Source organism: Halopelagius longus, assembly GCF_900100875.1.
Lineage (GTDB): Archaea > Halobacteriota > Halobacteria > Halobacteriales > Haloferacaceae > Halopelagius > Halopelagius longus.
In genome coordinates this window covers 104121-122166 of sequence record NZ_FNKQ01000006.1, presented here as the reverse complement: position 1 = coordinate 122166, position 18046 = coordinate 104121, and the positions used below count along the sequence as shown (strand labels likewise).

Sequence of the window (18046 nt, the reverse complement as noted above, 5' to 3'; positions counted from 1 at the left end):
TACCTGAATGTCTCTTCGGCGGCCAAATCCTTTACTAGGAGGTTAATCGGAGTATGCTCCACTTACGGTACCGGTCGTTACGAGGGGGTGCATTCGATTTGCAGCGGCTGCAGAAACTGTCCCGGGGAGCGTAGAGTGAGACGACGCGACGGGTTCGGCGCGGCCGAACCGGCGTTACTGCTCCTCGGGGACGCCGATACTCACTTCGGGCGGGTCTACCGATTCGACGACGGTTCCGAGGACGTCCGCGGGGTCGCGTTCGTTCAGTTCGGCGTCCGTCGTGAGGATGATGCGGTGGACGAACGCGGGTTTGACCATCGTGAGAACGTCGTCGGGGATGACGTAGTTGCGCCCGTGAATCGCCGCGTACGCCTTCGTGGCGTTGAGAAGCGAGAGCGTCGCCCGCGTGGACGCGCCGTGCAGAATCTCCTCGGACTCCCGCGTCGCGGTAACCACCTCCAAGAGGAACTCGCGGACGGGTTCGGCGACGTGGACCGATTCGACGGCGCTCTGGGCCGCCAGTAAGTCGTCGACGCTGACGACGCGTTGGACGTCGCCCGCGCCGAGTTCCGGATTGGCGTGGAACCGGTCGATGAACTCCCGTTCGTCGTCCCACTCGAGATGTTCCATCGTGTACTTCAGTTGGAACCGGTCGCGTTGGGCCTCCGGGAGTTCGAAGGTCCCGTCCATCTCTATCGGGTTCTGCGTCGCGACGACCATGAACGGGTTCGGGAGCGAGAACGTCTCCCCGCCGATGGTCACCTGCCTCTCCTGCATCGATTCGAGGAGTGCGCTCTGCGCTTTCGGCGTCGCGCGGTTTATCTCGTCTGCGACGACCAGATTCGAGAAGACGGGGCCGCGGCGTACCTCGAACTCGGCGGTCTGCTCGCGGTATATCTCCGTGCCGGTGATGTCCGCCGGGAGGATGTCCGGTGTGAACTGGATACGATTGTAGTCGAGTCCCGTCGCCCGCGCGAACAGGTTGGCGGTCATCGTCTTTCCGATTCCGGGGACGCCTTCGAGGAGGAGATGGCCGCGAGTGAGAAGCGAGACGGTCAGTCCTTCGAGAATCCGTTCGTTCCCGATGAGGACGGTACTGACCTCTTCGCGAATCGAGTCGTAGAGCTCTGCGGGGTCACTCATGATTTCCCCCTTCTCTCCGATGGGTGTTAGGTTCTGCTATCGATTCCGCCTCGCCGTCGCCTCCTCCGTCTCCCGGAGACGCCGGTTCGCCGCGTCCGGACGAGAGCGTCGGGAGGTGCAGACGCCCCGACTGCCGAAGGCCGACGACGAGCAAGCCGAAGAGGCCGAGGCCGACCTGCGCGGCGGACGAGTCCCGGAGGTGGATGAGAGCGACGCGAATCGGGGGTTGGGACTCCGAGTGGGAGTAATCGAGGAGGACGGTCTCTCTGTCGCCGACGAGTCCGGAGACGAGGCGCGGATTGTCCGCGCGCTTCTGCATCGTGTTGATGAACAGACTCGGGTCGCTGACGGCGACGACGCGGCCCGAACCCACCTCTTCGGCGGCGACGACCGGATACGACCGGAACGGTTCGCCCTCGTCGGCCTCGCCGTCGTCGTCGGTATCGAGGTACGCGTACGAGGACGTCCGCACCAACACCGTCCCGTTCGCGCCGGTGAGGACCGTGCCGTAGTTCAGCATGATCGACTCGACTCCGTCGGTCGTCTCGGCGTCGCTGACGTTCGTCGCCTCCGGCATCGCCGTCGTCGGTCCGTGGTGACGCAGGTCGCGGACCGTCCGTCCGTCGAAGCGCGTCTCCGCGCCGATGTCGGCCAACAGGTCGTTTCCGACGGTCCCGTAGTCCTCCGCGACGACGAGCGTTCCGCCCTCCTCGACGAAGGTGCGGAGTCGCTCCGCCTCCGCGTCGGTGTACTCGTCGTCCGGCGCGACGACGAACGCCACCGTCTCGCTCGGGTCGGCCTCGGCGTACGCGGTCGTTTCGAGCGCGACGGTCGGCGTCGCACCGGCCTCCTTTGCCGTGTCTCGAACCGTCGACGAGCCGTCCCATCCCGCGTTGAACGCGCCGAACGCGGCGGACGACATCGTGCCGGCGAAGAGGAGCGAGACGGCGCAGACGGCGACGAGAGCGACGAGGAGCGCCCGCGGAGTGTCGACGTCCGGGCGGCGCACTCAGAGCACCCCCGGCGGGAGGAGGTCGAGAATCCTGCGGACGATGACGTAGCCGAAGCCGACGAGTCCGAGAGCGATTATCCACCGCAATCGGCGTCGCCACCGCGGCGTGACCGAGAACGGGGCGGTGAGTTCCGTGACGACGAGAAAACCGATGAGGGCGACGACGAAGAACAGCTCGTACGAGAACGCGTCGAGAACACTCAGTGCGAACGTACCGGCGAGCATCCACCCGAGTTGCGCGTGGACGAACCGCTCGCGTCGTGTGACGGCCATGGTAGTCGATGGCGGCCCCCACCTATACGTAACTTTCGGGTCGCGGAGTTGACAGGCAACACGAGCGAAGCACCTATGCACGTCGAAGAGGCAGGGGGAAACGATGCTTCCGTGGGCTCACGCCGCGTTCGGCTACCTCCTCTACTCGTTCGGGTCACGAATCCGCACGCACCGTCCGCCGTCGGGCGTTCCGGTCCTCGCGCTCGTTTTCGGGACGCAGTTCCCGGACCTGATAGACAAACCCGCCGCGTGGACGTTCGGCGTGTTGGCGTCGGGGCGAAGTTTCGCTCACTCGCTTTTCACGTTCGCGCTCGTCCTCGGCGTCCTGTGGTCCGTCTTCGACGACGTTCGCTCCAGAACCCTCGTGACCGCGTTCGGAGTGGGGTACACCTCTCACCTCGTGGGCGACGTGTTAGGCCCCGTGTTGCACGGGAACTTCGGAAAGGTGGGCTTCCTGCTTTGGCCCATCTTCCCGGGCCCGAGCGGTCACCACACGAGCTTCCTGCAGTTCTTCTTGACCCGGCGGTGGTCCCCGATGCTGGCGCTCGGAGTCGTCCTCACGGCGTTCACGCTCGCGGTGTGGGTGTGGGACGGGATGCCCGGCGTCGCCGACGTGTTCTTCGGGAAGTCGCCGGAGAGAGACGAAGTCGGGTACGGGAATCGGTAGTCGATCCCGCGCTCCGCCGCGGTCAGGGCTCCGAGACGTTTATCCAGAGGTGCGTCTCCCGGTAGGCGTTCTCGACTGTCGGGTCGGCCGGCGCGTCGCCGCGGTAGACGAGGTAGACTAATCGGAGACGGTCCCCCGACATCGTCGGCTCGACCGAGTGTCGCTGTCGCCACGTCTCGTTGTGTTCGAGCGTCGGTTGGAACTCCTGCAGTCGCTGCTGTTCGAGTACCGTCGTCGTGTTGTTCTCGACCGAGACGCGTTGCAGTACCGAGACGACGGTGTACGATTGAGTCGTCCGTTCGTGGTTCTCGACGCCGACGACGAGCGGTTTCGACTCCCCGCGGGTGAACTCCGTCGGATAGTCGTCGGCGACGAGTTCGCCCGACTCGTCCTCGGTTAGGAGGTACAGTTCGCTGAACGTCGAACCGTCCGGTGTCGTCGCGACGGAGTATCCGACGCTTCCGGCCGCGAGGAGGACGCTGACGGCGAGGAGGACGTTCAGCCCCATGTCGGTGCGAGTGTCGGGACGAACTAGTCCGTCTCGCGCCGAGGCGACCCACCGACGGTACGGGACGTAGAAGCGGTCCTCGGGGGATAACTCCGACCGTCTCTGTACCGCGACGAACACCATCACGGCGATGAACGCGGAGAGCGTCGCCACGATTGGTGTCAGACGGAGTCCCAACAGGGTGAAGTTGAGTGCGAGGCCGACGAGGGGAGCGATTGCGATACTCGTCCCGAACGAGAGGGCGACTCGTTCGAGCACGTCGATACCCTCGGCGTCGGTTCCCTCGTCGTCCGAATGCAACTCTGGCCCCCGTTCCGGGAAGAGGGCGGCGACGAACGCGTACCCCGGGACGAAGAGGACGAATCCGAGGCCGACGACGATTCGAATCGGCGTCTCCCGAACGGTCGGGAGAAAGACGACCGCGACCGTGAGGAGGGTTACTCCGAGAACCGCCGCCAGGTCCGCGGGAACGCTTCGCACGGACTTCGGGAGGAGGAGCGACCACTCGTTCGAACGGGACATACAGAGTGTGGCAGAACCCACGGACAAAAAAGAATCGGGTGGAGAACCGACACGTTCGACCGACTCCGACTCGCGGCGGCGAAGTCGCCACTACCGAGGGAGTCGGTAGCGTGCGGGACGAAAGAAAAACGGAAGGTTCGTCAGTCGACCCTAGGACAGGTTACCGAGCACCTGCGTCGTCCACTCGACGAAGTCCGACTCCGACGTCGAGTTTCCGTCCGAGTCGTCGGTCGAGTTATCGTCGGAGTCGCCGCCGCCGGGCGTGAACACGTCTACCGTGCCGACGCCGTAGAACGACGAGGCGCTTTCGACGTCGAACTCGCCCGCGAGTACGAACTTGCAGTCCTCGCCGGTTCCGAGGAGGTCCGGAATCTTCGAGGCGGGGAACTTCGCGGTGAGTTTTCCGTCCTCAACCGTCACCTTACGGGCGGGGATGCCGACGTCGACCGGTGGTGCCACCGACTGGAACGGGGCGATTCTGACCGACTTCTTGATGACGTCCTCGAGGTCGAGGCCGGCTTCGTCCTGTTGGAGTTCCGCGGTGACGGTGAACGCCCCGCTCTTCTTGGTGTTGAGACGGTCCGACGCCTTCACGTTAGCCGGAACCGTCGCCGGGAAGTCGAACGTCGCCGTCTTGGAGTTCCCGTCTGCGGAGTACTTCACCATCAGGTCGTCGTAGTACATGTCGAGGACGGACTGTCGGGTCGTGTACCCGAGACCGAACCCGACACCGACGAGCTCTGCGTCTTCGCCGTACTGGTCGACGAAGTTGCTGAAGGTCTCCCGCTCGTCGCGGAGTTGGAAGGCGATCTCCTCGATCGCGTCGGTCGACATCAGGTTCTCGCTGGAGACCGGTACGGCCATCCAGTTCGTTTGGCCGCCCTGTAAGGCGTTGGAGACGTTGAACGTGTTGAACTCCTTGTCGCCGTTCTCGGAGGAGTCCGACGACGAGTTCGCGTCGCCGTTGTCGTCGACGTGCGTGACCGCGAGGTACCGCTGGGTTCCCGCGTTATCGTCCGAGCTCCCTTCGACGGTCTGAGCCGCGTACAGGCTATCGACCTGACTCTGGTGCGTCGACGAGAGGGTATCGTAGGACTGATCCCAGCGTATCTGCGCGAGTTCGTCCTTCGACAGCTTGCTGTCGTCGAACTGGTTGACGTACACCCTGGCCGTAATCGACGACCCGAGCGTCTGTCCGCTCAGTTCGAGGTAGCTGTGACCGAACGCGTCCTGCGAAATCTCGTCGAGCGACTGGTAGTCCGCGTCGAACTGCGCGCGGTACTTTTCGTCGACTTTCAGTTGCTGCTCGGGTTCGAGCTTGAGGAAGTCGTCGCCGTACAGCTTGTTCGCGAGTTCGTCGATCGTTTTTCCGGCCGTCTCGACGATGACGTACACCTCGTCGGGGGCGGCGCCGGTGTTCTGCGACCCTTCGTAGTAGTCGAAGGAGACCGCTTGGTCCGCCGTCGCCTCCGCGAGGGTGAACGGGTCGGACAGACGCCGACCGACGTTGACCATCCCGAGGGCGTAGTCTCCTGTCTCCGTCCCGTTGGACGTGACGTGGACGACGCCTTTCCGGTCCGAAGAGTCGGATTCATCCGAGCCGCCGCAGGAACACGGCGTTCCGTTCGACTTCCCGACGACGTGCATCTCCGCGTTGTACGCGGAGTTCATGTCGCCGTCCCAGACGAGGGCTCGACCCTTCGGGAGTTCTTCGTTGTCTATCTCTTCGTCACTAGTGGACTGGGCCGCGACTGAACCGACACCGGTCGTGGAACCGGCGACGACACCTGCGGCAACTAGTCCCCTAAGATACGTCCTCCTGTGTATACCCGCCATTGTGTATCTCGTCTAAACTGACAACGACCTCACATTTATAGTATTTTGTCAGTAATCGTGTATTTACTGTAACCGAACGTAAACGTATGTTATTACCAATTGTCTGCCTCCCGGGAGGTTCACACCCGCTTTCTATTCACATCACGATCCCGATTCGTAGCCGTCGAACGCGGTCGTTCGCGGCGTTTGCGGCGCGAGATGGCGGCGGTCCTCCGGCGAATCACCGCCGGAGGTCGACGTACGCCGGGATGCGAGACAACTGCCACCCGACGGCGGCGGCGCTTCCGGTGCCGATCGCGAGCGCTATCGCGCCGCCGACGGCGTAGACGAGGGGCGGCGTCCGCAGGAGCGATTCGAGGCCGACCAACCGTATCACGAGCTCGTTCGTGAGACCGGCGGCGACGGGCGTCGCGAGGAGTCCGGCGGCGCCGCCCGCGAGACAGATGAGCAGCGCTTGCACGGAGACGACGCCGACGAGGAGTCCGCGGGAGATACCCATCGCTTGGAGCGCCGCGAACTCCTCGCGTTGCTGGTAGACGACTATCGCCAGCAGGTTCACCGTGAGGGCGAGTCCGACGACGACGGCGAGGCCGACGAGGACGAACCCGCTCGCGAGGACGAGCGCGTTCTTCTGGATAATCTGTTGGAGCTGTTCGCGGTTCGTTCGGAACTCGTACTCGGGGTACTCCGCGGCGAGCTCTTCGCTGACCGCCTTCGGGTCCGCGCCGTCCTCAAGGCTGAGCGTGAGGAACGTCGCCGGGTCCGTTCCGGCCGTCCCGGTGACCGTCTGGAGCTCGCTCAGGTGGATAGCCACCGTCGGGGTTCCGAGGAACTTCGAGAACGTCGGCGAGATACCGACGACGGTGAACCGGTTCTCGGAGACCGTCTCCCGACTGCCGCCGACGTAGATGGTGTCCCCGACGGAAACGTTCAGCAGCTCGGCCGTCCGCGGGTCGATGATCACCTCCCGCGTCATCGGACCGTCGTAGGACCCGTTGGCGTAGTGGACGTCGGCGCGAGAGAACTCCGACCCGTTCTGAATCGCGACGCTGCCGGTGTTGGGGATGCCGACCCCGGTCAGGAGTTTCGGCTCCGTGTCGTTCGACGACGCGTACACCGCGTGGAACAACACCGGCGCGGACGTCTTCACCTGCTCGTGCTTCCGGAACTGATTGCCGAGGCGGTGGGCGTTGACGAACTGGCTCTCCAACGAACCGCCGCCCTCGGCGGATAACTCGACCGGACCTCCGGTCACCCAGATGTCGCGCCCGGCGGCGTCGAACTTCTGTTCGCCAGTGTCGATGACTCCGAACCCGACGCTGGCGAGGAGCGTCGTCAGGAGCACCGCCAGCGCGATGCCGAGGACGGCGAGCGTCGTTCGTTCGGGGGCGCGGCGCAGTTGCGTGAACGCGATGCCCGCGACGGCGCGGATTCGACTCCCGAGCATCACTGCAGCACCTCCGTGACCGAATTCGTGCGCCACGCGACGACGAGCGGATACGGCGTCGCGGCGACGCCGACGACGACGGCGACGAGCATCGCGTACGCCGGGAGGAGCGGCGGGAACAGCGCGAGCGACTCGACGCCCATCTGCGCGAGGACGAGTCGGTTCAGGACGACGATGCCGACGCCGCCGAGGAGACAGCCGAACACCCCCCCGACGACGGCGACGGTCAGCGTCGAGAGCGCGACGAGCGCGAGTCGCGTCCGCGTGGCGAACCCGATGGAGGCGAGAACCGCGTAGCGGTGGCGGTCGGCGTCGATTTCGAGCGCCATCGTCGTCGCTAAGAACAGCGTCGAGACGACGAGCGCGATGACCAACGCCGCGGCGCTGACGGCCAACGGCACGTCCGACTCGAACAGGTTCCGCGTCGCGAGACCGGAGCGAGCGACGACGCTCGCCCCGGGGTAGGCCTCCTCGATTTGGGACTTCGCCGACGGGTCGTTCGTCCTGACGAGGAACTGGTCCGCGAGGTCACCCTCGTCGGCGCCGGTGAGCGTCTGCAACTCGCTCAGGTGGAAGACGGCGATGGGAACCTCGCCCTGCGGTGCGCCGCTTCCGGTTCCGTTGACAGCGGTGACCGAGAACTGCCGGTCCGTCCGCCCGGACGACAGTCCGAGGACCGAAAGCGAGTCGTTCTCGGAGGCCTGCAACGCCTCGGCGGCCCCCGGCGAGAGGACGACTTCGCCCGTGAAATCGCCGTCGTACGACCCGTTCGCGTAGTAGGGGTCGCCCGGCGACAGCGCCGCGGTGGAGACGCCGGAGACGGCGGTCGGATTCTCCGAGGGGACGACGCCGACTGCGAGGACGAACTCGGGTTCGGGACTCTCCTCGCCTCGCATCCTGACCAGTTCGACGAGGACGGGCGTAGAGCTCGTGACGCCCGCCACCTCCTGCATCTCGGTTTGCTTCGCGTGGACGCCGCCGAGTTGCGCGCTCTCGGCGCTGAACACCGTCGTCTGCGTCGTCCCGCTCTCGGGGACGACCCAGTAGTCCACGTTGCCGCCGTAGACGGTGGACTCCGTGGCGAGCCCGAAGCTGAGGCCGGTGACGACGACGAGCAACGCGACGGTGATGGCGACGATGGAGACGGTCAGCGCCGTCCGGTTCGGCAGGTCGGAGGTGAGACGGCCGAGGATGCGCCGAACCGCGAGCCCGACGACGCCGCGCCACCGTGCGAGTCTGGACCCCGACCGAGCGGGGTCGTCGAGGGCGGACGCGTCCGTCATGGGGCGTCGTCCCTGCGTCCGTCCACGAGTCTGACGCGGCGGTCCGTTCGATCGAGCACCTTCTCGTCGTGGGACGCGACCACCACCACCCGGTCGTCGCTGAACTCGATGACGTGATCGAGGATGTTCGAGCCCGTCTCCCTGTCGAGTTCGCCGGTCGGTTCGTCCATGAGCAACACCGGCGGGTCGGTGACGAGGGCGCGCGCGATGGCGACGCGTTGCTGTTCGCCGCCGCTGAGTTGGCCGGGCGTGTGCGTCGCTCTGTCGCCGAGGCCGACCCGTTCGAGGAGGTCGAACGCGCGCTCTCGGCGCTCTCGCTTGGAAACGCCCGACTGAACCAAGGGGAGGGCGACGTTGGCGCGCGCCGACAGCGACGGCAGGAGTTGGAAGCGCTGAAAGACGAGTCCGACGTTCCGGTGGCGGAGACGACTTCGTTCCCGCGCCGACCGGTCGCTGATGTCGACGCCGGCGAGTTCGACTCGCCCGCTGGTCGGCGTCAACAGCCCCGCCAAGAGGTGAACCAGCGTGGACTTGCCGCTTCCGCTCGGCCCCTCGATGCCGACGAACTCGCCCTCGCGGACGCCGAGGGAGACGCCGTCGAGGGCGCGGACGGTGACGCCCGCCCGTTCGCGCCACGGGAGGAACGACCCGTCGCCGCCCCGGCGATACTCCTGCACGACGTCGACACAGCGGAGGAGCGTCTCTCGCTCCGAGGCGGTGTCGGACTCGATAGTACGCGCTCTCGTCTCGCGTTCCATGGGCTGGTTACCGCGTTCAGCGGCCGCATGTATATGGTTTGTTCTCGCCCGGAGCGACACCCGTCCGGTGATTCGGTGCGGCGGACACCGCGAGACGACGCGTCGCTACACGTATCCCAGCGCTTCCAACTGCTCGTTTCTGCTCACGTCGTGTGACACCCGTTCCTCGCTGGGAACCGACTCGCCCGTGTCCTCCGCGCTGGTTCGGACGACGGGAACCGTCCTGAGGCTGTTCAGCGGCATGTCGGGCGGATGGCCGTAGATACCCCACTCGCCGAACCCGTTTCCGTGGTCCGAGGTGATTACCACCCGCTCGGCGTCGACGTTTTTCAGCAGTCGCTCGATGTCGTCCAGCACGTGCCGAAGGTTGTCCAGATACCCCTTCCAAACCTCTCCTTCCGTTAGTTCTCCGCGCTGAAGCGCCTCCCAGAGGTCCCCCTCGGTCTGCTCTCGGAAGCCGTCGAGCTGTTTGCCCGGCCCCATATCCGGTTCCGGGATGAACGGCGCGTGCGGCTGCATGTAGTGGGCAATCATCCGGTCCGGAGAGTCGTCGCGGCCGCGTCGAATCACCTCGTCAGTTATCGGTTCCGGAGGGACAGTTCCGGGTTCTACCCACGCGTCCTCCCAGACGTGGTCCACGTCGTCGAACGCCTCGTCGTTCACCTTCTCTTTCGACCACGGGTTTCCGGTGATGTACGTCGTCCGGTGGAGCTGGTTCGCGTACTTCTCGTCGAAGTTCTCCTCCATCCAGAGTCGGGTGACGCTGTTTACGGACCGAGTCGAGTCCACGGAATCGATGAAATCGTACTCGTCCGCGACCGCTCGCATCAGGTCGAACCGACAGGCGTCGACAACGAGGAGGAGGTCCCACTCCAGAGACCAGATTGGCGTTCCCGGCGGGCGAAGCGTGGACGAAAACTGAAGCAGTTTGTGGTATCCTCGCTCTGCACCCCACAGTACGCCTGGAATTCCCTCGTCCTGCGTCCTCGAAACGGTCTCGGAGACCCACCACTTGAAATCCATAGAGTGAGATAATATGTTACCGCATAAATAGTTTCACGGGGTCGTCACTGCCTGCTTCGTCAGACGACCGAGCGGTACACGTCGACGTACTCGTCGGCGAGCACCTCCCAGTCGTAGTCGGACGCGTTCTCCTCGGCGCGTTCGGCCATCGTCCGCCGCCGCTCCGGGTCGTCCAGTAACGTCCTGACCGCTTCGACGACTCCCTCCTCCGTGGGAGCGGTGATAATCCCGTTTTCCCCGTCTTCGACGTACTCTCGGAAGCAGGGGAGGTCGCTGACCACGGGGACCGTCCGACGCGCCGCCGCCTCCAGCGGCGTGAGACCGAACGATTCGTCGGTCGACGGGAGGCAGACGACGTCGGCCGCGCGGTACCATCGCAGCTTCGTCGCCTCGTCCACGAACCCGAGCAGTCGGACGATGTCGGAGAGGCCCCTCTCCTCGATTGTCCGCTTCAGCGAGGACCGCATCGGTCCGTCGCCGATGATGACGACTCGGAGGTCGGAGTACTCGTCTCGCAGTTCCTCGGCCATCCCGAGCAACAGGTCCGGTTGCTTTCGCTCCATGAGGTTGCCGACGAACAGGACGTGCGTGGCGTCCGCGTCGGAACCGACCCCCTCCTTCGCGTCGCGAACGGGGACCGCCTCTCCGTCCTTCGATACTCCGTTCGGGATGACCCGCACGTCGCCGTCGTACGCCGAGAGGTACCGGGACGACTCTCTGAATCCGGACGTAACCGTCGTCACGCGGTCCGCCCGCGAGAGCAACCACGGCGAGACGAGGTTGAACCCGCGTAGCAGGACGCCCTTCGCCGAGAAGAGCGGTCCGGGGTCCATGTTGCCGTGGACGGTGAAGACGGTCGGCGTGCCGTGCCGGAGCGAGTAGAGGGTGCCGGCGAGTGCGGCGGACGGGAGGCCGCGGTGCAGGTGCACCACGTCCAAGTCCACCGAGAGCGGTCCGTGCAACACGTCCGCAGAGAGGTACGCCGAGCGCATCTCTACGTGTTTCTCGAACCGATAGACGGTCACGTTCTGGTGTCTCTGAACCGCCTTCGGCCCGTTAGAGGCGCTGAATACGAAGACGTCGTGCCCCCGTTCGTTCAGTTCGAGGGCGAGTTCGTAGACGACTTCCGCAACTCCGCCCCACTGGTACGAGTCGTCGAACTCGAAGGGAGGCTTAGACGGGAAGAGGGTCGTAAACAGTCCAATTCGCATCGTGCGGAGATATCAGCCGTACGACCTAAATATTCACTCTAGGCGCATTTCCTTACCTGTCTGACAAGAACAATGTTCCACCGTCCACCCACTCATCGCCCGAAGACGGTGGCTAGAGATCCTAAAACTGAATTTCGTGAGATAGCATCAGCCGTGACTCAGCCTGTAATTTAGCGATAAGGTTAACCTGAACGCGAACACGGCAGTAAACAGATAATGCCGAATTCGCCAAACATCGTTCTTATCGTGATGGACACGGCTCGGTCCGATTTCGTCGACACGGCGGTCAACGGGAGAGAGGTCACGCCCTTTCTATCGGGGTTAGCGGAGCGCGGAGGGAAGTTCTCGGAAGCGTACAGCGCGTCTCCGTGGACGCTCCCCTCGCACGCGTCGCTGTTCACGGGGACGTACCCCTCGAAGCACGGTGCCCACGCGGAGAGCAAGCACCTCAGGGACGACATTCAGACGCTCGCCGGGACGCTCTCGGAGAACGGGTACGAGACGTTCGGTATCTCGAACAACATCTGGGTGAGCGACAACTTCGGGTTCGAGGCGGGGTTCGACACGTTCGTTCGGAACTGGCAACTTCTCCAGTTCGACAACGACGTCGGCGGCGTCGGACTCACGAACCAAGGGAGGGACAAGTGGTTCGCCGTCGCCCGCACGCTGATACAGGGGAATCCGGTAGCCAACGCGGTGAACGCGGCGTACACGAAGTTTCGGTACAGCAACTACTCGCCCGACGACGGCGCGGGGCGGACGAACAAACGGGCCGAAGGTCTGCTGTCCGACCACGACGGCGACGACCCCTTCTTCCTGTTCATCAACTATCTGGAACCCCACCTCGAGTACAGACCCCCGAAACGGTTCGCCGAACGGTTCCTCCCGGAGGGCGTCAGTTACCGCGAGGCGAACGAAGTCGAACAGAACGCGTGGAAGTACGTCACCGAACAGGCGGAGATTTCCGACTCCGAGTTCGAGATTCTTCGGGCGCTGTACGCGGCTGAGACGGCGTACCTCGACCAGCGAATCGGGGAACTCGCGGAGACGATTCGGGAACGCGACGAGGAGACGGTGTTCGTCGTCGTCGGCGACCACGGCGAGAACCTCGGCGACCACGGCCTGATGGACCACCAGTACTGCCTCTACGACACGTTGCTGCACGTCCCGTTCGTCGTCGGCGGCGGCCCGTTCACCGACCACGGCACCGACGACCGGTTGGTCCAACTGCCGGACGTCGCCCCGACGCTTCTCGACGTCGCCGGGGTCGAAGCGCCGTCCTTCAGGAGTCAGTCGCAGGGGCAGTCGGTGCTCTCCCCGGAGTTCGACCGAGACACCGTCATCGCCGAGTACCTCTCTCCCATGCCCTCGCGGGACGCTATCGAGAAACGGGTCGGCGACCCGCACGACGTTATCGACTCCTACCTCCGTTCGCTCCGGTGCATCCGGCGCGACGGCTACAAACTCGTCGTCGGTTCGGACGGGGAGAAGGAACTGTACGACGTGGAGTCGGATCCCCGAGAGCAGACGGACCTCTCCTCGGAGCGACCGAAAGAGGTGACGAGGCTCGAAACCGAACTCGACGAGTGGTTGGACTCGTTCGAGCAACCGGACGGAGTCGACACGGGCGAGATAAACGACGGCGTCAAGGACACCTTAGAGCAGTTGGGGTACATTCAATGAGAACCGACGCCGGGACCCGCACCCAGCAACGCGAGGCGGACAGGACGCGCACGAAACGGATACTGATTCGGTCCTCGATACCGCTTCGGAGCGAGTTCGAGGGGGGTGCGGACAGGTTGATGGTGAAGGTCGGAGAGGCCCTCCGGAACGTGGGGTGGGACGTCCACTTCCTCTCGCCGGCCCCCCGAGGGTCCGCGGGGGACAACGACCTCTCGACGGAGAGCGACGTTACGTTCCACGACTTCGACTACGCCGCGCCCGACTCTTCGGCCGCGAAGATACTAAACTCCGTCCGCGGTGCGAGTTTCTTCAGGAAGTTAGTGCGAGAAGTCGAGTTCGACGTCGTCCTCGACGACATCTCCCACATCCCGTTCTACCCGGCGCACTTCCTTTCGCCGGACTCCGTCTCGAACGCGCTGTTCGTCCACACGCTGTACTTGGAGTCGGCGAACCGGTTCCTCGGGGAGAACAAGGGTCGAATCATCCATCTCATCGAACGCACGCTCCCGTACTTGGACGACCCGACCGTCGTCTGCGCGGGCCCGAGTACCGCCTCGCGGGTGCAGGGCGGACTCGGCCACGACCGGACGGCGATACTGAACCCCTGCATCGAACTCGACGCGTTCGACTTCAACCCGACTCCCGAGTCGAAGACGGTGCTCTATCTGGGGCGGTTGACCCGCCGCAAGAACGTCGGGACGCTACTGGACGCGTGGCGTCGCGTCGAGGCCGAGTCCGACGAGTACGAACTCGTCGTGGCCGGAACCGGATACAAGGAGGACGAACTCCACGAACGGGCCGCGCGCCTCGGACTGCAGAACGTCGATTTCCGGGGCTACGTGAGCGAACGCGAGAAGCGTCGCCTCCTCTCGGAGTCCGCGCTGTTCGTCATCCCGTCGCTGATGGAGGGTTACGTAACGACCGGGTTGGAGGCGCTCGCGTCCGGAACGCCGATCGTCGGCACGGACACATACGGCGTGCACGATTACGTCGTCGACGGGGACAACGGGAGACTCGTCGACCCGGAGGACGCGGGAGAACTCGGGTCGGTGCTGATAGAGACGTTGGGGTCGCCCGACGATATTTCTCGGATGGCGGAGCAGGGACGAGAGACCGCCGAGGACCACTCGTTCGCGAAGTTCACGGAACGGGCCGACGAACTGTTCACGTCGATAAGCGCCGGAGACAACATGTGAAGATGGTGCGACACCCCAACACGTCCGGAGCGTTCCCGTCATTGTCCCCGTCCGCGCAGACGGTCCGGCCGTGATACGAGACGAGAATCGTAATCGCGCCGCACTACTTCCACCCGCACACCGGCGGTATCGAAATCGTCGCCCAACAACACGCGACGCGGTTAGCCGACCGCGGTCACGACGTGGTGGTGGTTTCGAGCGACGTCGAGGCCGAATGGCGCACGGCGCGCCGAGACGGCTACCGAATCGAACGCTATCGGGCGTTCAACCCGCTCGAAGGACTCGGAATTCCGTATCCGCTCCCCGACCCGGCCGACCTGAAGCAGGTCGTCGAGAGGGAGGTGAACGGACGCGGTACCGACGTACTGCACGTCCACGGGATGAACTACATGACGGCGGGACTCGTTCAAATGTTTAGTTCGGACGCCGTCCCCGTCGTACTGCAACAGCACACCCCGTTCGTCGAGTACCCGTTTCCGTGGTCGACCGTAGAACGGGCCAACGACCGATTGGTCGGTCGGAAGAACGTCTCGTGGGCGGACAAAACCGTCTGCGTCAGCGAAAACATCTCGGAGTACGTCACGGACATCTGCGACGGGTGCGACCCCGAGGTACTGTACAACGGCGTCGACGTGTCTCGCTTCGCCCCGGAACGCGGCGACGTTCGACCGACCGGCGTCGACGACTCCCGGCCGACGTTCTTCTGCCTCTCCCGACTCCTGTACAAGAAGGGCGTCGACGTCCTCCTCGAAGCGGCCCGCGAACTCGAACGGCGGGGCGTGGACGCGAAGATTCTGATCGCCGGGACCGGCCCGGACAGGTCCGAAATCGAGTCGCAGGCGCGCCGATTACCGAACGTGGAGGTGCTCGGGTACGTCGAAGACGATCTACTGCCGAGTTACTACGCCGCCTCGACCGCGTCCCTGTTCACCTCGAAGAGCGGGGAGACGTTCCCGACGTTGACCGTCCTCGAAGCGTTGGCGTCCGGAACGCCGGTCGTCGCGACGAAGATAAACGAGCGTGCGGAGGGAATCACCGACGGGTACAACGGGCTGCTCGTCCGACCCGACGACGCCACCGAACTCGCGGACGCCATGGAGCGGTTGGCGAACGACCCGGACCTCGTCGAGGAGATGAGCGAGAACGCGCGGACCGTGGCGGTCGAACAGTTCGACATCGAGGACAACGTCGACCGCTTGGAAGACGTGTACGGGGAGCTAACGTAGGCCGCCGAAACCCCCAACTGGAATCTAACCGACGTGACTCCCCATAACTAGGGTTGAGAGGTAAGTCGGGTACCGACAATTGTTCTTGCGAACAGTGCGAGGACGCTGTTGAAAATCAACCTACAGATAGATAACAATCACTTCTGGTGATAGCGACTGTGACGAGCGGCGCTCTCCCACATATCGTTTCTTCACAGGATGGGCGTACTAGCTCGATTTATCCTTTCGAAAACCGATTGAGAGCTCCTCGAATATACGGAATCTCTCTGCCGAGGTTTTCCTCCAGCCGTCTCACCAGATCTATGTCGTTCTCGTCGATGCTTCGGGTGACGAGCATCGAGACGAGGTGGAAAGCGGAAAGAAACATCCCGATTGCGATGAGGCCGGCGAAGCCGACGGATCCTCCGAAGAACCACTTCAGGAGGAGCGCGGCCCCAACGGTCGGAGCGAGTGGTTTCAGTTGGTTGGCTGAGAAGGGAAGGCAACCGATCGACCGGCGGATAAACGTAATCTCCATCGTGTTGTAGGTTACGAAGCCAGCGACGGTCGCGACGGCGGCACCCATGATCCCATACCGTGGGATGAGTATGATATTGAGCCCGAGATTGACTACGAAACCGACTGCGGCGGAGACCAATTCGATTCGCGGGCGGTCGATGGCCTTCGCGGTTGCCCCGTTTGGACCGACAAGGACATTGAAAAACAACCCTCCGACCAATACGGATAGTACCTCCGACACGGGAAGATACGCCGGACCGAAAAATACTTTTACGATATCGGCAGCGAAGACGGAGAATACAAGCACTAACGGAAGTGTGAGTGCCGTGATCCACTTCGTCGTTACCTTGTAAAACTCTGCGAGGGTATCGAAATCACCGTTCGAGAAGTACTGTGTTGCCAGCGGCAAGTAGAGAAAGGTGAACGAACTGAGCACGAATCCGGTTACCTGACGAAGCGGTTGGATAGACCGGTAGTAGCCCACCGCCTCCGAGGCCAAGAAGTACTCAATCATAAGGACGTCCATATTCGAGAAGAACAGGAGCAACGAAGAACTGAACGCGAGCGGCCACGAGAACGACCAGAGGTCGCGAAGTGACGACCAGTCGATCGTTGATTTGAGGACACCACTAACGCTGAGTCTGCGGTTGAGAAGGTACACACTCGATACCATCGAGATTATCGGAAGAGATACCCAGTACGCTACAGCACCGACTTCAGTAATCCCGACACTGGCTAGCCCCGCGAATAGGACTATCCCCCCGGCTCTGGAGAGAAGATCCTTTGAGAGCCCCGCATAGAGAGTTTCCCCCCGCGCTCGTAGGACGGCGATGATCACCCTGCTAATTGGGAACGCAACGACGAACAACGCGAAGACTGTGAGATACTGTTTGATACCCTCGCTGTTCATCAACTCCCCGAAGGATGCGGGAAAGACGATGAGCACGAGGCTTGCTGTGACAGTCAACGGAGCTACAATCAAGAGTCCGTGCTTAACAACCGTCCACTGCTCCTCTTCAGATGATTCGTCGGAAATGAAACGTGTTACCCCCGCGGGGACGCCGAACAGCGAGAGACGGCCGAGCACTAGCGCAACGGTGTATGCGACTGCGATAGTACCGAACACATCCGGCGAGAGCGAACGAATTATGAAAACTTCAGCACCGAGAGCAAGCCCTCGAGCGACTACCGTACTGACGAAGACGATCCCTGCGCTCTTGAGTAACTTCGTTAACGAACCCTGGGTTTTACTCACACTCAAGTGTGTGAGAGTGAAGTAAATTAGTGTTTACAAAGCTTCATGAGATGTGGTACCAGCACCAGTATTCTACATGATTGAAGAAATGAGTTGTCCAAACTCATTCCGTAACGAATCAAACGGTTGATGATAGCATCTACGGTGACGGGGCATGATTTAACGATGAGGGGTTCCAATTTAACCATGCATAGTTAGTGCATTCGACTAAGACAACCCTCTACGCTCAACTTCCAAACACTGAAAATGTCTGAAGAGGTAGTTGAAGTTGATAAATGAATAATCAGTCACGTCAACTGTTCTTCGAGGCGCTTCCTTTTATCTGCCTAGCGGTTGCCGTAGTAGCACAGGCAATACAGCCGCTTCCTAGCGGACCTTGGGATGGTATCTACACTAACTTCGAACTCTATTGGATTCTTATCGGATTTGCGTGTGCGAGCATGCTCGCTGCAATTCATCAGTACCAACTATCGTGGACAATCGTTGGAGGATTCGCTGTTCTGCT

General features: G+C 63.0%; 15 protein-coding genes. 4 read left to right on the top strand and 11 right to left on the bottom strand.

The window, feature by feature from the left end:
• Positions 1 to 174: 174 nt before the first annotated feature.
• The 3 genes from BLS11_RS18110 to BLS11_RS18100 are packed head-to-tail and all read right to left on the bottom strand — an operon-like array spanning position 175 to position 2428.
• Entirely contained in the window at positions 175 to 1143 is a 969-nt protein-coding gene (locus BLS11_RS18110; RefSeq protein ID WP_092539212.1) for an AAA family ATPase, read from the bottom strand.
• Positions 1136 to 2152, bottom strand: a complete 1017-nt coding sequence (locus BLS11_RS18105; protein ID WP_092539211.1) for a DUF4350 domain-containing protein — start codon at positions 2150 to 2152, stop codon at positions 1136 to 1138. Before BLS11_RS18105 ends, BLS11_RS18110 begins: the two co-directional genes overlap by 8 nt.
• Entirely contained in the window at positions 2153 to 2428 is a 276-nt protein-coding gene (locus tag BLS11_RS18100) for a DUF8044 family membrane protein (protein ID WP_092539210.1), read from the bottom strand.
• A gap of 103 nt (positions 2429 to 2531) precedes the next feature.
• On the opposite strand from BLS11_RS18100, the gene BLS11_RS18095 reads away from it, so the two are divergent.
• Positions 2532 to 3095, top strand: coding sequence for a metal-dependent hydrolase (locus BLS11_RS18095; RefSeq protein ID WP_092539209.1), 564 nt, complete (start codon positions 2532 to 2534; stop codon positions 3093 to 3095).
• Positions 3096 to 3117: 22 nt separating this feature from the next.
• Here BLS11_RS18095 and BLS11_RS18090 read toward each other — a convergent pair whose 3' ends face one another.
• The 7 genes from BLS11_RS18090 to BLS11_RS18060 form a co-directional block, all read right to left on the bottom strand.
• Complete coding sequence (locus BLS11_RS18090; protein ID WP_092539208.1) at positions 3118 to 4125, bottom strand: DUF1616 domain-containing protein; 1008 nt, start codon at positions 4123 to 4125, stop codon at positions 3118 to 3120.
• 150 nt (positions 4126 to 4275) lie between these two features.
• Positions 4276 to 5796, bottom strand: a complete 1521-nt coding sequence (locus BLS11_RS18085) for a hypothetical protein (RefSeq protein WP_092539207.1) — start codon at positions 5794 to 5796, stop codon at positions 4276 to 4278.
• 385 nt (positions 5797 to 6181) lie between these two features.
• A complete protein-coding gene (locus BLS11_RS18080) occupies positions 6182 to 7408 on the bottom strand; it encodes an ABC transporter permease (protein WP_092539206.1) in 1227 nt (408 codons plus the stop codon).
• Positions 7408 to 8691, bottom strand: coding sequence for an ABC transporter permease (locus BLS11_RS18075; protein ID WP_092539205.1), 1284 nt, complete (start codon positions 8689 to 8691; stop codon positions 7408 to 7410). The genes BLS11_RS18080 and BLS11_RS18075 overlap by 1 nt, the downstream gene beginning before the upstream one ends.
• Positions 8688 to 9449: an ABC transporter ATP-binding protein gene (locus BLS11_RS18070; RefSeq protein ID WP_092539204.1), complete on the bottom strand. Its 762-nt coding sequence runs from the start codon at positions 9447 to 9449 to the stop codon at positions 8688 to 8690. The genes BLS11_RS18075 and BLS11_RS18070 overlap by 4 nt, the downstream gene beginning before the upstream one ends.
• Positions 9450 to 9554: 105 nt before the next feature.
• Entirely contained in the window at positions 9555 to 10472 is a 918-nt protein-coding gene (locus BLS11_RS18065) for an alkaline phosphatase family protein (protein WP_092539203.1), read from the bottom strand.
• A gap of 59 nt (positions 10473 to 10531) precedes the next feature.
• Positions 10532 to 11683 (bottom strand): glycosyltransferase family 4 protein, encoded by a 1152-nt coding sequence (locus BLS11_RS18060; protein WP_092539202.1) that lies wholly within the window; start codon positions 11681 to 11683, stop codon positions 10532 to 10534.
• A gap of 216 nt (positions 11684 to 11899) precedes the next feature.
• On the opposite strand from BLS11_RS18060, the gene BLS11_RS18055 reads away from it, so the two are divergent.
• From BLS11_RS18055 to BLS11_RS18045, 3 genes are all read left to right on the top strand, one after another.
• Positions 11900 to 13366: a sulfatase gene (locus BLS11_RS18055; RefSeq protein WP_092539201.1), complete on the top strand. Its 1467-nt coding sequence runs from the start codon at positions 11900 to 11902 to the stop codon at positions 13364 to 13366.
• Positions 13363 to 14562, top strand: coding sequence for a glycosyltransferase family 4 protein (locus BLS11_RS18050; RefSeq protein WP_092539200.1), 1200 nt, complete (start codon positions 13363 to 13365; stop codon positions 14560 to 14562). The genes BLS11_RS18055 and BLS11_RS18050 overlap by 4 nt, the downstream gene beginning before the upstream one ends.
• Before the next feature lie 86 nt (positions 14563 to 14648).
• Entirely contained in the window at positions 14649 to 15788 is a 1140-nt protein-coding gene (locus BLS11_RS18045; RefSeq protein WP_342701728.1) for a glycosyltransferase family 4 protein, read from the top strand.
• 217 nt (positions 15789 to 16005) lie between these two features.
• Here the strand turns inward: BLS11_RS18045 and BLS11_RS18040 are convergent, their stop codons facing one another.
• The gene (locus tag BLS11_RS18040) at positions 16006 to 17541 is read right to left on the bottom strand and encodes a flippase (protein WP_175454500.1); all 1536 of its coding nucleotides are present in this window, start codon (positions 17539 to 17541) and stop codon (positions 16006 to 16008) included.
• Between the last annotated feature and the right edge of the window lie 505 nt (positions 17542 to 18046).

What these genes read in the sequence shown, in the direction of transcription:
- BLS11_RS18110 (WP_092539212.1), bottom strand. Translation starts at nt 1,143, where the DNA reads ATGAGTGACCCCGCAGAGCTCTACGACTCGATTCGCGAAGAGGTCAGT.
- BLS11_RS18100 (WP_092539210.1), bottom strand. Translation starts at nt 2,428, where the DNA reads ATGGCCGTCACACGACGCGAGCGGTTCGTCCACGCGCAACTCGGGTGG.
- BLS11_RS18095 (WP_092539209.1), top strand. Translation starts at nt 2,532, where the DNA reads ATGCTTCCGTGGGCTCACGCCGCGTTCGGCTACCTCCTCTACTCGTTC.
- BLS11_RS18090 (WP_092539208.1), bottom strand. Translation starts at nt 4,125, where the DNA reads ATGTCCCGTTCGAACGAGTGGTCGCTCCTCCTCCCGAAGTCCGTGCGA.
- BLS11_RS18085 (WP_092539207.1), bottom strand. Translation starts at nt 5,796, where the DNA reads ATGAACTCCGCGTACAACGCGGAGATGCACGTCGTCGGGAAGTCGAAC.
- BLS11_RS18080 (WP_092539206.1), bottom strand. Translation starts at nt 7,408, where the DNA reads ATGCTCGGGAGTCGAATCCGCGCCGTCGCGGGCATCGCGTTCACGCAA.
- BLS11_RS18075 (WP_092539205.1), bottom strand. Translation starts at nt 8,691, where the DNA reads ATGACGGACGCGTCCGCCCTCGACGACCCCGCTCGGTCGGGGTCCAGA.
- BLS11_RS18070 (WP_092539204.1), bottom strand. Translation starts at nt 9,449, where the DNA reads ATGGAACGCGAGACGAGAGCGCGTACTATCGAGTCCGACACCGCCTCG.
- BLS11_RS18065 (WP_092539203.1), bottom strand. Translation starts at nt 10,472, where the DNA reads ATGGATTTCAAGTGGTGGGTCTCCGAGACCGTTTCGAGGACGCAGGAC.
- BLS11_RS18060 (WP_092539202.1), bottom strand. Translation starts at nt 11,683, where the DNA reads ATGCGAATTGGACTGTTTACGACCCTCTTCCCGTCTAAGCCTCCCTTC.
- BLS11_RS18055 (WP_092539201.1), top strand. Translation starts at nt 11,900, where the DNA reads ATGCCGAATTCGCCAAACATCGTTCTTATCGTGATGGACACGGCTCGG.
- BLS11_RS18050 (WP_092539200.1), top strand. Translation starts at nt 13,363, where the DNA reads ATGAGAACCGACGCCGGGACCCGCACCCAGCAACGCGAGGCGGACAGG.